Here is an 11,819-nt window from a genome sequence, read left to right as displayed (position 1 = left end):
GCGGCGGATTCGCCGCTATACAAACCCGGTTGCGTGCATTAGAATACGCCGCCTTTCAGCGAGCTCCGGCTCGTTGAACATTGATTTAAAAGCAGATTTCCGCCTCGGCGGTGTCTGAAATACCGCCGAGAGGCGGGATGTTCCGGTCATAATCCCTGACCGGTTAGTGTTGAAACTACAGGATAGCTACATGGTAACCATTCGTTTGGCTCGTGGCGGTGCGAAGAAGCGCCCGTTTTATCACCTGACTGTGACCGACAGCCGCAAATCCCGCGACGGTCGTTTCATTGAGCGTGTTGGCTTCTTCAACCCGGTTGCACGTGGTCAGGAAGAGCGTCTGCGCATCGACCGTGATCGCGTTGAGTTCTGGGTAGGCCAGGGCGCGCAACTGTCTGATCGCGTCAGCAAGCTGATGAAAGAATCTGCCTGATTCTTCGATCCCTGATTGGCTGTATTCCGGGGTGTCCCTGTGACTGAAAGTTCGGTAACTAGCGAAGCGTTGGTCACGGTAGGGCGCATTACCTCGGTGTATGGCGTACGCGGTTGGGTCAAGGTGCATTCCTATACCGAACCGATGGAAAACATACTGCAGTACTCCCAGTGGTGGCTGCACAATCCCGCCGCTAAGGGTGATTCCCAGTGGCAGCCCCTGGAGATTGATGCTGGTAAGCATCACGGCAAGGGCTTGATCATTCATATCAAGGATGTGGACGATCGGGATATCGCCGCGCAGCTTTGCCAGCGGGACATCGCCGTTATCGGTGGTGAAATGCCCCAGCTGGAAGAGGGTGAGTACTACTGGCATCAGCTGCAGGGCCTGCAGGTGGTGAGTGTGTTTGAAGGTCGTGAGACTCCCTTCGGGGAAGTGGTGCGACTGATGGAAACCGGTGCCAACGATGTGATGGTGGTGCGTGGGGGGAGCGACGGGCGTGAGCGCCTGATTCCGTACCTTCCCGGTGAATTCATCACCAATGTAGATCTCACTACTGGTGTGATCACGGTCGATTGGGATCCGGAGTTCTGATGGCTGCCAAGCGCATTGCGCTGGTGAGCATCTTTCCAGAGATGTTCGCGGCACTGACCGACTACGGTATCAGTGGCCGGGCAGTGAAAGATGGTTTGCTGGAAGTGCGCTGCTGGAATCCTCGGGATTTCACCAGTGACCGCCACCGCACCGTGGACGACCGCCCTTACGGCGGTGGCCCCGGCATGGTGATGCTGGCAGAGCCTCTTTCCCAGGCCTTGAGTGAGGCGCGTAACTGGGCAGAAGAAACCGGCCCCGCAAGATCTATCTACCTGTCCCCTCAGGGGCGGCAGTTGGATCAGCAGGGCGTTGAGCAGCTCTCCGGCAGTGGCAATCTGGTATTGCTGGCGGGCCGTTATGAGGGAATTGACGAGCGTATCGTCGATACCCTGATCGATGAAGAGTGGTCGATAGGCGATTACGTACTGAGTGGTGGTGAACTTGCTGCCATGGTACTGGTGGATGCGGTGACCCGTCTGATCCCCGGTGCACTCGGACACAACCTGTCTGCGGTGGAGGACTCCTTCGCCCAGGGACTGTTGGATTGCCCGCACTACACTCGCCCGGAAGAATTTGCGGGCATGACGGTGCCGGAGGTATTGCTTTCCGGTAACCACGAGAAGATTCGCCGCTGGCGCCTCAAGCAGGCCCTGGGCCGGACGCAGCAGCGCCGCCCGGATCTGCTGGAATCGCTAGCGCTGTCCTCGGAGCAGACGAAACTGTTGGACGAGTTCCTTCGGGAAACTGGACAGGAGTCTGGATCCGGCGAACAGAAATAACGTCGAATTCGCCGTGAGGCGAGAGTAATTCGGCCATCTAGCCGAGAGGCTACATAAAACCCTTTTGGAGAACTCCAAATGACCAACAAAATCATTCAGCAGCTGGAAACTGAACAGCTGAAAGCGGAACTGCCGGCCTTTGCTCCGGGCGACACCATCGTTGTTCAGGTAAAAGTAAAAGAAGGTAACCGCGAGCGTCTGCAGGCGTTTGAAGGTGTTGTAATTGGCAAGCGTAACCGCGGCCTGAACTCCTCCTTCACCGTGCGCAAAATCTCTCACGGCGTTGGTGTTGAGCGTACTTTCCAGACTCACAGTCCGCTGGTTGACAGCATCACTGTGAAACGTCGCGGTGACGTTCGTCAGGCCAAGCTGTACTACCTGCGCAGCCTGACTGGTAAAGCGGCACGAATCAAAGAAAAGCTGGCCAAGTAAGCTTTTATTGATCGAGAAAACCGGAGCCTGGCTCCGGTTTTTTTATGCCTGTGGTTTGGAGGAGGGGGCTCTGAGACGTCTTATTGATGGTGGCTGGTTCGGCCAGTCTCGGATCACCCGGGCTTTTTATGGGTGATGCAGGTTAGCGTTTACGATGATTGTGTAGTAAAACGCGTCAAACGTGCGCCAATGCCATCCCGTGGATACGGTCGGATGCCATACTGGGCTGGAACCGGCACCCGCGGGTAGGGTCTGAGTATCGACTTTCACGGGTCAACAGTGACGAATAACACCGGAGTAACTCCCAAAATGAATTTTCTAGCCAAGCCACTCAAGCCTCTCGCCGCATTGGTGGCCACCACTGCGCTGTTGCTGGGGCAGTCCGCCGTAGCCGTCGACGACAATGTGGCGAAGCAGATCAAGGCCAAGCTGGCGGCGGGAAACCCCAATGCCAGTTTTGGTGAGGTTCGCGAAAGCGCCATGCCTGGTATCTACGAGGTGGATATCAATGGCGGTAACGTGTTGTTTGTGTCCAAAGACGGTGGGCACTTTATTGCCGGCGACCTGTTCGAGGTGACTCCACAGCGCGTGGTAAATCTGTCCGAGCAACGCCGCGGCAAGAGTCGCGCGAAAGTGATGAGCGAGCAGAGCCTGGACGACATGATTGTCTTCTCGCCAAAGGGAGAGACCAAAGCGCACGTCTACGTGTTCACCGATGTGGACTGTGGTTACTGCCGCAAATTGCACGATGACGTGCCTGAGCTGAATCGTCGCGGTATTGAGGTGCGCTATCTCGCCTTCCCGCGGGCAGGTCTCAATTCTGTGGGGTATCGCAAGGTCGCTACCGCCTGGTGTGCGGATGATCCCAACAAGACCCTGACTGACCTGAAGAACCGCAAGAACGTGCCCCTTAAGGTGTGCAAAGACAATCCAGTCGCGGCCCAGTACAAGCTGGGTAATGAAGCAATTGATGTGCGCGGAACGCCTACGATAGTGATGCAGGATGGCACCGTGGTGCCCGGCTATCTGCCGCCGGATACCCTTGTCAAGGCGCTGGGTATCTGATCCGGAATTATTGTCCGGTTTGCGATGAACGAGGGTCGGCTTTGCCGGCCCTTGTTGTTTCTGGCAGTGTTGTCGAGGGTATTTGGGCGGGATTGGATTAATGCCTGGCCGGTTTGATGAACTTATGACCGGCCTGCGCAATTTAATTGACTTTTTCCCCCGTATCTCAGTAAGGTTGTCGACCTTTTTTCGATTTTTACGCCAGTTATTGCGCTGTGTACCATCAAGTCATGCGCGGAGGGAAGTTGTGAGCGCATTCGCCGACGAAGCCACTCAGGTCTCAGAAAAGTTATCAGTAGCAGGCCGTTCGCCTGCCGTACGTATCGGCATTTGCGGTCTCGGGACCGTAGGTGGCGGTACGGTCAATGTAATGGCGCGCAACTGCGAAGAGATCGCTGCGCGCTGTGGCCGCCCGGTCGAAATCGTCCAGGTCGGTGCCCGTCGGGACAACCCCGATTGCGACACCAGTCAGATGACTATCACCCGCGATATTTTTGATGTCGCTAATAATCCCGACGTAGACGTGCTGGTGGAACTGATTGGCGGTACCACTGTGGCCCGCGAACTGGTTCTGACCGCCATTGCCAATGGCAAGCACGTAGTGACCGCCAACAAGGCGCTGATCGCCGAGCACGGCAACGAACTGTTTGCGGCCGCGGCGGAGCGGGGCGTGACCATTGCCTATGAAGCCGCCGTTGCGGGCGGTATCCCCATTATCAAATCTCTGCGCGAAGGCCTGGTCGGCAATCGCATTCAGTGGTTGGCCGGTATCATCAACGGAACCGGCAACTATATCCTCACCGAGATGCGTGAGAAGGGCCGCAGCTTTGACGAAGCTCTGGCCCAGGCCCAGGCGCTGGGTTATGCAGAAGCAGATCCCACATTCGACGTGGAAGGTATCGATGCGGCCCACAAGCTGGTGATCATGGCGTCCCTGGCGTTTGGTATGCCGTTGGCGTTCGACAAGGTATATACCGAAGGCATCAGCGGTGTGGCCAAGGAAGACATCCAGTATGCGGATGAGCTGGGCTACCGTATCAAACATCTGGGCATTGCCCGCCGTACCAGCGATGGGGTGGAACTGCGGGTACACCCGACCCTGATTCCCCAGCGTCGCCTGATTGCCAATGTGAACGGCGTGATGAACGCGGTACTGGTTAATGGGGATGCCGTGGGTCCGACCCTCTATTACGGTGCTGGTGCCGGTGCCGAGGCTACCGCCTCTGCGGTCATTGCGGATATCGTCGATGTGGCGCGTACTCTGAACGTGCGTCCGGACCAGCGTGTACCGCTGGCGGGCGTCACTCAGGACAGCCAGGGTAACCTGGACGATGTCCTGCCCATGAGCGACGCGGAAACCAGCTACTACATGCGTATTTCGGCGTTCGACAAACCCGGCGTCATGTCCAAGGTGGCGACCATCTGCAGTGAGCAGGGCATCAGCATCGAGGCATTGATTCAGCACGAGCCGGCGGAAGACGAGGAGCTGGTGCCTGTGGTTCTGCTCACCAGCCGTGCCCGCGAGGCACAGTTGCAGGAAGCGGTAAATCAGATCGAAGCCCTGGATAGCATTCAGGGGCCGGTAGTACGTATTCGCGTCGAATCGCTCGGCTGATCGCATCCTGCGGGACAACCTTTAAGCTGGCGAGCGATCCCCGCTCGCCAGATTTCAATTCATTAATTGCGCTATATCGAATTACCGTGAAATTTATCAGCACCCGCGGCCGCGCGCCGTCTTTGAGTTTTGCCGACACCGTTCTTACCGGACTTGCCAGTGACGGTGGCCTGTACGTACCGGAAAAATTGCCCACTTTTACCCGCGAAGAAATCGCGGATATGGCTGGCCTGAGTTATCAGGAGCTGGCCTTTCGTATTATGTGGCCGTTTGTCTCGGAGGATCTGAGTGAAGACGAAATGCGCGGGATCATTGATCGCGCTTACGGCAGCTTCCGTCACAGCGCCATCGCACCGCTGGTGCAGACCGGTCACAACGAGTGGGTGTTGGAGCTGTTTCAGGGGCCAACCCTGGCGTTCAAGGATTTTGCTCTGCAGTTCCTTGGCCAGCTGTTCGATCTGCTGCTGAAAAAACGCGGTGAAAAAGTGGTGGTACTGGGTGCAACCTCTGGCGATACCGGCTCTGCCGCCATCGAGGGGTGCCGCCACTGCGACAATATCGATATTTTCATCATGCACCCGCACAACCGCGTATCGGAAGTACAGCGCAAGCAGATGACCTCGGTACTGTCGGACAACGTATTCAATATCGCCTTGGAAGGTAATTTCGACGATTGCCAGAATATGGTGAAGGCGAGCTTCGCTGACCAGTCGTTTCTGCCCGATGGTCGCCGCCTGGTCGCGGTGAACTCCATCAACTGGGCGCGGATCATGGCCCAGATCGTCTACTACTTCCATGCCTCCCTGAGCCTGGGCGGCCCGCATCGAGCGGTGAATTTCTCCGTGCCCACGGGGAATTTCGGCGATATTTTTGCCGGTTACCTGGCGAAGAGTATGGGGTTGCCGATCAATCAACTGGTGATCGCCACCAACGCCAACGATATTCTGCACCGTTGTATCAGTGCCAACGACCACTCCCCCAAGCCTTTGGTGCACAGCCTGTCGCCGAGTATGGACATCATGGTATCCAGCAACTTCGAACGCCTGCTGTTTGATCTGTATGATCGCGACGGCGCAGCGGTCTCGGATCTGCTGGCGGACCGCAGTGCGCCGCTGAAGCTGGATGAAAAGGTGCTGGAAAAAGCGCGTACCCTGTTCGCCTCCGAGCGTGTCGGTGACGAGCGCACCGTGGAAGTGATCCGCGATGTGTACGAGTCCACGGAGTACCTGCTTGATCCCCATACCGCCATTGGTGTGGAAGCGGCGCGCCGCGCGCGCAAGTCCAGTGCCGAGCCCATGGTCTGTCTGGCCACCGCGCACCCGGCCAAATTCAGTGAGGCCGTCGACAAGGCACTGCCTGGCACCAAGGTGCCGTTGCCGCACCATATGGAGGATCTGCTGGAGCGGGAGGAGCGGTTACAAGTCCTGCCAAACGAGCTTTCTGCGGTACACGATTTTATCGCGCACGCCCTGGGTTAACCTTGGCATCGCTGTCCGGGTAGAATGTTGGGAAAGCCGGTGCGACACCGGTATCCTAGGAATCTAAGCGACCGGATGCGATGAACGCGATTATTCGACGACGGCCAGTGGATTTTTCCGCTGGCCGTTTTACGTCCTCCACCCCCGAAATTCTCCAGCGCGTATTGCTGGGCCGCGGTGTCCACAGCGACGACGCGCTGGATCACCAGCTGGCGCGCCTGCACAGCCCAATGTCCATGCGTGGCCTGGAGGCGGCGGTTGCGCTGCTTACCGACGCCATACGCGCACAACACAAAATCCTCATCATCGGTGACTTCGATGCGGACGGCGCGACAAGCAGTACCCTCGCAGTACTCGCCCTCGGCGCACTGGGCGCCGGTCCCGTGGATTTTCTCGTGCCTAATCGCTTCGAATTCGGCTACGGCCTGACCCCGGAAATCGTCGAGGTGGCGAAGGAGTACGATCCGGATCTGCTGATTACCGTGGACAACGGCATCAGCAGTATCGATGGTGTTAAGGCTGCGCGCGAAGCGGGCCTGAAAGTCATTGTCACCGACCACCATCTGCCCGGCGAAGTGCTTCCCGAGGCGGACGCCATCGTCAATCCCAACCAGCCCAATTGCGAATTCCCGAGCAAGAACCTGGCGGGTGTCGGGGTAATTTTCTATCTCCTCAGTCGTGTCAAAAGTGCACTGCAGGCGGAGGGCTGGTTTGAAGAGACCGGCGTTACACCGCCCAATATGGCGGAATATCTGGATCTGGTCGCCCTCGGCACCGTGGCCGACCTGGTGCCGCTGGATCAGAACAACCGCGTACTGGTACATCAGGGCATCGCGCGTATTCGCGCGGGCCGCTGCCGTGTGGGTATACAGGCGCTGATGGAAGTGGCCGGGCGCGATCGCAGCCGGCTTTCCACCACCGATATCGGTTTTATCCTTGGTCCGCGCATTAACGCCGCCGGGCGCCTAGACGATATTGGTACCGGTATTCGCTGTCTGTTGACCCAGGATCCGCTGGAAGCCCGGGAACTGGCAGCGGAACTCGACGGCCTGAATCGCGACCGCAAGGCCATTGAAGCGGGTATGCAGCGGGAAGCCATGGCTGCCCTGGAAAAACTGCAGCTGGCGGAAGAGGGATTGCCCTGGAGTCTGTGCCTGTACGATGGCGATTGGCACCAGGGCGTGGTGGGCATTCTCGCCAGTCGCATCAAGGAAAAGTTTCACCGCCCGGTGATCGCCTTTGCCGACGGCGATAACAATCTGGTGAAGGGGTCCGCGCGTTCTATCCCCGGTTTGCATATTCGTGATGCGCTCAGCGATGTGGCAGCGGCGCACCCGGATCTGATCAGCAAGTTTGGCGGCCATGCCATGGCCGCTGGCCTCAGCCTGCCGGCAGAAAATCTCGCGGCATTCACCGACGCGTTTGAAGTGGCTGTGCGCAGCCGCCTGAATGAATCCCAGTTGCAGGCGATTATTGAGACCGATGGTGAATTGCGGCCTCACGAATTTTCCATGGAAACCGCCGCGCTGCTGCGCGCCTGTGCGCCCTGGGGCCAGGCGTTCCCCGAGCCGGAGTTTGACGGAGAGTTTTTGATACTGCAGCAGCGCATTGTTGGCGAGCGCCATCTGAAAATGACCGTGGCACCGGTTGCCGCGCCGCAACAGGCGATCGATGCCATCGCTTTCAATATCGATACGGATTTCTGGCCTGCGCAGGTGGACAAAGTCCAGCTGGCGTACAAACTCGATATCAACGAATTCCGCGGGCGCCAGTCACTGCAGCTGATGGTCAGCCATATCAGTCCACTTTAAACCCTTGCGGGCTTATAGCTTTTAACAACTTAGAATTTATATGCATCAAAAACAAACGCGCGCAGAACTTTTGCTGTTACTGGCAGCGCTTTTCTGGGGGATCGCTTTTGTACCCCAGAAAATGGCCATGGAACACCTGCCACCACTGGCCTTCAACGCCTGGCGTTTTCTGCTGGGCGGACTGATCCTAATTCCGCTGGTGTACTGGCTGTCTTCTCGTAAGGAAATTGCCACGCCGGAAGAGGGGGCCTCGGTGAAAATGGGGTGGCGCCAGTGTCTGCCCGGCGGGGCCATTCTCGGTTTCTGGCTGTTTCTGGGGTCTGCGTTGCAGCAATGGGGTCTGGTGTATACGGGCGCCGGGCGCGCCGGGTTTATTTCCGGCATGGAAATGCTGCTGGTTTCGGTGATTGGCCTGTCCCTGGGTGTGGCGACCAACCGCTGGACCTGGGCAGGGATCGGTGTGGCCCTGATCGGTCTCTATATCCTCGGTGACTTCTCGCAAGAATCCCAGATGATCGGGGATCTGCTGGTATTTTCCGGCGCCTTCGCGTTCGCCCTGCAGGTATTGACCGCCGATCGCCTGGTTAAGCGCTATCACGCCCTGCGACTGGCGGCCATCCAGTTTATTTTCTGCGGGCTGTTTTCGACAGTCGCATCGTTGATGATCGAGCAGGCCACGTTGCAGGGGGCCATTGATGCTGCCTGGCCCATCGCCTACATGATGATTTTCTCCACCGCTATCGCGTTTACGTTCCAGCTACTGGGACTTCGCCACGCGGCCACCTCTCACGCTACGGTGATCATGAGTCTGGAGTCGGTGTTTGCACTGATTGCCGGCTGGTTGATTTTGAGCGAGGTGTTTACCGGCCACGAACTACTGGGTTGCGGCCTGATGCTGGCGGGTATGCTGCTGAGTCGCTACGGCGCTCACGCCGGCACGCATCACTGAGTCTGCTGATATGGGCGTAGTCGACTTTTCCGTACTGGCGCTGTTTGTGTCGACCTTCTTTTTCGTATCCATTACTCCGGGGATGTGTATGACCCTGGCGCTGACCATGGGGATGGCGTTTGGGGTAAAGCGCACCCTGTGGATGATGCTGGGCGAGCTGTGTGGCGTCGCCCTGGTAGCAATTGCCGCTGTGCTGGGTATTGCGGCGTTTATGCTGAAATACCCGCAGGCCTTTCAGATCTTCAAATACTGCGGTGCCATCTATCTGGCGTATCTGGGCATACAGATGTGGCGCGCGCGGGGGCGGATGGTGTTGGTGGAATCTTCCGGCGAGGCGCCCGCGCCCGTCTCCGCATTCTCTCTGGCGTCTCAGGGGTTTGTTACCGCGGTAGCCAATCCGAAAGGCTGGGCATTTTTTATTGCCCTGTTGCCGCCGTTTATCAATCAGGCCAAGCCGCTCCTGCCACAAATGACGGTATTGCTCAGCGTGATCCTGCTGCTGGAGTTTATCTGCATGCTGATTTACGCGAGTGGTGGGCGCACTTTGAGTCGCTTGCTGCATCGGGGAGAAAATGTCAGGCTGATGAACCGGATCGCCGGTACCCTGATGTTGGGCGTAGGGGGCTGGCTCGCGCTAAGCTGAACGGGATAGAGCGTTTTGAATGGCAACAGGAAAAGGAGTGCAACAATGCGCCAGCCGTGGATTCACATGCTGTGTATGGCCCTAATGACGGTGGTGATGGCAGGCTGTGACGCCTCGCACAACAAGTCTGATGGAAGCGCCGATACATCGCCGGCGGAGGAAGTAAAAGAGATGCCCGCTGACAAGCCGGATTCTCCTTCCGGTAGTGCGCAGGGAGGCAGTGCTGACGCGGTATCTCCCGATTCCGCTACCGGTGACAGTAACCTCTGGGTGATGCAGCCCCGGGGCAATCGCCAGTGTGAGGGTGGTGGCCGTACGCTCGAAGCGAGTGCGGCGCAACTTGTGCAAAACGGCATCAAAGTACAGGAAAGTCGCTGTGCCACCCGCACCGACCGCATGTATCCCAGCGTCTGTGGCGGTGCCACCGGTGACCTGCTGGTGCATCGTATTCCTGCGAGCTTTCTCGACGCGGCTCTGGAGCTGGGTTTCGACCCCGTCAAGCCTGGCGCCTACCAGTTTGGCGATTGCCCGAAGGAGGCGTCGGGCGGAGGCTCCTCAGTCTACTGATGCCCCCGCCCTTGGCCCTTATGTGATCCATAGCGGTAGTGGGCCTGGTGCGACTGGAAAAAGGCGCTTCACTCACGGCGTTGCTTAGAACGGCGCTTTCCAGTCTGCGAGAATCCGCTCCCTGGTATAACGCTCTGCTTCGATCTCCGTCAGCTGCCGCCGCCGTTCATTGACCTGTGCGCCCGGGCCATGACTCTGATATTCATAAAAGCGTGCGCTCTCGGGGGGAAATACCGTGGACTTGGTGCCGTCGCGGCTGGTGCCGCGCATGGATGCCCAGCCATCGCCGGTGATGTGGTCGTCCATAAAGGTACGGATGAATACCGCAGCACCAACGGCATTCGGGTCCGCGTAGCGTCCGTCGGCGAAGGTGGTGGTAGGGTGCCAGGGGCGACCCAGCGGCGACGAATTGGCCGGAACACCATCGGCTTTCAAAAGCCGGCAATTCAGGAATACCAGGCCATATTCATTCCCGATATCGGTACTCGGTGCGGTCACGTAGCCCACGGTTTCCCGCCTGCTACCACGGGGGCGAGTGACAATATCGCTGTTCTCAAACAGCGCCTGGCCCGCCCCGAAGATAAAATCCACGTTTCCCTCGATCACGCTGTCCAGAAAATAGCTACGGCCTCCCTGTACAAACAGGGTGTCCTGGTAGCCCAGCAGACGCACGTTGCGGAAGGCGGAGCGGTCGCTGTTCAACCCGGTTTCCAGAGCCACCGCCTGGGTGCCGCTGACCTTGTCCGTGTGACCCTTCGGCAGGGCATCGGTGGTAAGGAAATCGAAGCTGTTTTCGATGGTCAGGTTTTCCGCGCGAAAGTCTGTAGCCTCGACGGTTACTGTGGCCGTGGCAAAGGTGCCCAACTTTTCACCGGAATCCGCGGGAAATCCGGGAGCGGCCATCCCGGCATAGTCACCGTAGCGTATCACCGTCTCATCGCGACCGGCGCCAACCAGGTGCACATTGGGTTTACGCACCAGCACTTTTTCATTGTAGATACCGGCGGGCAGGAAAATGGAATAGGGTGTATCGCCATCTGCGGGAGCGGCCTCGAGAGCGGATTGAAGGGAGTCAAACCGGCGTGCAGCCGAAATTTCCGAAGGCGCTATTCCTATCATTGCGTCAAATCGTGCCTCATTTGCGCAGGCGGAAAGGCTGAGCAGGGCAAGCAAGCTCAGTAAACTGGCTAGCCACTTTGATTGCCCGGTACGACATACCGTCCACGTCCACATTGCGGAAGGCGTGGGTTTGTATTGGGTAGGGTGGTATAGCATCTCTCAACGCTCTGAATGAAATTGGCCTGATGGTGTGTTTTTATTGGTCAGGCCATTCTATCCCCACTTGTTGTTTTCGCTCAAGCCAACTACCGTCGCCCATCTAGCGGGATCTATCACTGCGCCCCCTTATTTCCGGGCCCGTCCTGAGGTAGAATGCGCGCCCGATTTAACCGACAGA

General features: G+C 58.0%; 12 protein-coding genes. 11 read left to right on the top strand and 1 reads right to left on the bottom strand.

Annotated features, from left to right (window positions below):
• Positions 1-190: 190 nt before the first annotated feature.
• The 11 genes from rpsP to AAFH99_RS12605 all read left to right on the top strand — a co-directional run bounded on the left by rpsP (position 191) and on the right by AAFH99_RS12605 (position 10,363).
• Complete coding sequence (rpsP, locus tag AAFH99_RS12655; RefSeq protein WP_043315722.1) at positions 191-430, top strand: 30S ribosomal protein S16; 240 nt, start codon at positions 191-193, stop codon at positions 428-430.
• Between the two features lie 39 nt (positions 431-469).
• On the top strand, positions 470-1,024 hold the full coding sequence (gene rimM, locus AAFH99_RS12650) for a ribosome maturation factor RimM (RefSeq protein ID WP_043315724.1): 555 nt from the start codon (positions 470-472) through the stop codon (positions 1,022-1,024).
• On the top strand, positions 1,024-1,803 hold the full coding sequence (trmD, locus tag AAFH99_RS12645) for a tRNA (guanosine(37)-N1)-methyltransferase TrmD (protein WP_043315727.1): 780 nt from the start codon (positions 1,024-1,026) through the stop codon (positions 1,801-1,803). The genes rimM and trmD overlap by 1 nt, the downstream gene beginning before the upstream one ends.
• Before the next feature lie 78 nt (positions 1,804-1,881).
• Complete coding sequence (gene rplS, locus AAFH99_RS12640) at positions 1,882-2,235, top strand: 50S ribosomal protein L19 (protein ID WP_043315728.1); 354 nt, start codon at positions 1,882-1,884, stop codon at positions 2,233-2,235.
• A gap of 309 nt (positions 2,236-2,544) precedes the next feature.
• Positions 2,545-3,300 (top strand): DsbC family protein, encoded by a 756-nt coding sequence (locus AAFH99_RS12635; protein WP_043315730.1) that lies wholly within the window; start codon positions 2,545-2,547, stop codon positions 3,298-3,300.
• A 370-nt stretch (positions 3,301-3,670) separates the two neighbouring features.
• Positions 3,671-4,915, top strand: a complete 1,245-nt coding sequence (locus AAFH99_RS12630; protein WP_369797797.1) for a homoserine dehydrogenase — start codon at positions 3,671-3,673, stop codon at positions 4,913-4,915.
• Positions 4,916-5,001: 86 nt separating this feature from the next.
• Positions 5,002-6,393: a threonine synthase gene (gene thrC, locus AAFH99_RS12625; RefSeq protein WP_043315732.1), complete on the top strand. Its 1,392-nt coding sequence runs from the start codon at positions 5,002-5,004 to the stop codon at positions 6,391-6,393.
• 80 nt (positions 6,394-6,473) lie between these two features.
• Positions 6,474-8,204 carry a single-stranded-DNA-specific exonuclease RecJ gene (gene recJ / locus AAFH99_RS12620; RefSeq protein ID WP_043315734.1) on the top strand — a complete coding sequence of 577 codons (1,731 nt, stop codon included), beginning with the start codon at positions 6,474-6,476 and terminating at the stop codon, positions 8,202-8,204.
• 40 nt (positions 8,205-8,244) lie between these two features.
• A complete protein-coding gene (locus AAFH99_RS12615) occupies positions 8,245-9,153 on the top strand; it encodes a DMT family transporter (protein WP_406827908.1) in 909 nt (302 codons plus the stop codon).
• A gap of 10 nt (positions 9,154-9,163) precedes the next feature.
• On the top strand, positions 9,164-9,796 hold the full coding sequence (locus AAFH99_RS12610) for a LysE family translocator (RefSeq protein WP_406827907.1): 633 nt from the start codon (positions 9,164-9,166) through the stop codon (positions 9,794-9,796).
• A gap of 45 nt (positions 9,797-9,841) precedes the next feature.
• Positions 9,842-10,363, top strand: coding sequence for a hypothetical protein (locus AAFH99_RS12605; protein WP_051686831.1), 522 nt, complete (start codon positions 9,842-9,844; stop codon positions 10,361-10,363).
• Between the two features lie 84 nt (positions 10,364-10,447).
• On the opposite strand, the gene AAFH99_RS12600 is transcribed toward AAFH99_RS12605, so the two are convergent.
• Entirely contained in the window at positions 10,448-11,482 is a 1,035-nt protein-coding gene (locus tag AAFH99_RS12600) for a pectinesterase family protein (protein WP_406827906.1), read from the bottom strand.
• Positions 11,483-11,819 lie beyond the last annotated feature (337 nt).

This window comes from Microbulbifer sp. ARAS458-1 (assembly GCF_045348205.1).
Classification (GTDB): Bacteria; Pseudomonadota; Gammaproteobacteria; order Pseudomonadales; family Cellvibrionaceae; genus Microbulbifer.
The sequence above is the reverse complement of the archived record's forward strand: the minus strand, read 5'-3'. Positions and strand labels throughout refer to the sequence as shown.

What these genes read in the sequence shown, in the direction of transcription:
- rpsP (WP_043315722.1), top strand. Translation starts at nt 191, where the DNA reads ATGGTAACCATTCGTTTGGCTCGTGGCGGTGCGAAGAAGCGCCCGTTT.
- trmD (WP_043315727.1), top strand. Translation starts at nt 1,024, where the DNA reads ATGGCTGCCAAGCGCATTGCGCTGGTGAGCATCTTTCCAGAGATGTTC.
- rplS (WP_043315728.1), top strand. Translation starts at nt 1,882, where the DNA reads ATGACCAACAAAATCATTCAGCAGCTGGAAACTGAACAGCTGAAAGCG.
- AAFH99_RS12635 (WP_043315730.1), top strand. Translation starts at nt 2,545, where the DNA reads ATGAATTTTCTAGCCAAGCCACTCAAGCCTCTCGCCGCATTGGTGGCC.
- AAFH99_RS12630 (WP_369797797.1), top strand. Translation starts at nt 3,671, where the DNA reads ATGGCGCGCAACTGCGAAGAGATCGCTGCGCGCTGTGGCCGCCCGGTC.
- recJ (WP_043315734.1), top strand. Translation starts at nt 6,474, where the DNA reads ATGAACGCGATTATTCGACGACGGCCAGTGGATTTTTCCGCTGGCCGT.
- AAFH99_RS12615 (WP_406827908.1), top strand. Translation starts at nt 8,245, where the DNA reads ATGCATCAAAAACAAACGCGCGCAGAACTTTTGCTGTTACTGGCAGCG.
- AAFH99_RS12610 (WP_406827907.1), top strand. Translation starts at nt 9,164, where the DNA reads ATGGGCGTAGTCGACTTTTCCGTACTGGCGCTGTTTGTGTCGACCTTC.
- AAFH99_RS12605 (WP_051686831.1), top strand. Translation starts at nt 9,842, where the DNA reads ATGCGCCAGCCGTGGATTCACATGCTGTGTATGGCCCTAATGACGGTG.
- AAFH99_RS12600 (WP_406827906.1), bottom strand. Translation starts at nt 11,482, where the DNA reads ATGATAGGAATAGCGCCTTCGGAAATTTCGGCTGCACGCCGGTTTGAC.